The organism is Paraburkholderia sp. BR10937, assembly GCF_040965695.1.
GTDB lineage: Bacteria > Pseudomonadota > Gammaproteobacteria > Burkholderiales > Burkholderiaceae > Paraburkholderia.
The window spans coordinates 1-818 of the sequence record NZ_JBFRCL010000155.1; the positions used below are offsets into that span (position 1 = coordinate 1).

An 818-nucleotide genomic window follows, 5' to 3' on the forward strand; every position below is an offset into this window, starting at 1 on the left:
CGGTCGAGAATCAGGCGACGGACCGGGCATTCCGCATTGGCCAGCGCAGGAATGTTCTGGTACACAAGTTCGTTTGCCGGGGTACGGTCGAGGACCGGATCGATCAGTTAATCGAAACAAAGCAGCAGCTGGTGAAGGATGTGCTTGAGGGCGGCGCGGAGCTGCTGCTGACCGAGATGAGTGACCGCGAACTGCTCGATCTGGTCAGGCTCGATATCCATTCCGCGCAGGCAAACTGATCAGGGAGAGGAACGCCGATGGCTGACTACGGTGGATGGAAACCCTACGTCCCGGTGGCCGAGCGCAGAAAGCAGGCGGAGCAACTGGTTGCGAAAGCGATCAAGTCCGGCAAGACGCTGTCGCCCATCGCACCCTATCGAGGGGCCATTGCGAAGACCTTCTGGGGCAAGGCATGGTGCGATAACCTTGAGCACTACAGTGACTACGCCAGTCGCCTGCCACGCGGTCGCACCTATGTGCGCAATGGTTCCGTGATCGATCTTCAGATTTCGACGGGCAGGATCCGCGCACAGGTCATGGGGTCCAGCGTGTACGAGATCGAAATCGATGTCACAGCCTGCCCGGAAAAACAGTGGCGGGCGTTGAGTGTCGAGTGCGCATCGTCGGTTGACTCCATGGTCGAACTGCTGCAGGGCAAGCTGTCGGCTGCGGTGATGGGCCGCATCTGCAAGCCGGGCAGCGGGCTCTTCCCCGCGCCGAAGGAGATCAAACTCGGCTGCAACTGCCTGGACTGGGCGGCGATGTGCAAGCACGTCGCCGCCGTACTCTATGGCGTCGGCGCGCGGCTCGACCAGCAG

2 pseudogenes are annotated in these 818 nt (G+C 61.4%); both read left to right on the top strand.

From position 1 onward, the window contains the following. Nucleotides 1–239, top strand: a pseudogene (locus AB4Y44_RS42420) (ATP-dependent helicase); the annotation flags it as partial. Nucleotides 240–257: 18 nt separating this feature from the next. Next, a pseudogene (locus AB4Y44_RS42425) lies at nt 258–818 on the top strand (hypothetical protein); the annotation flags it as partial.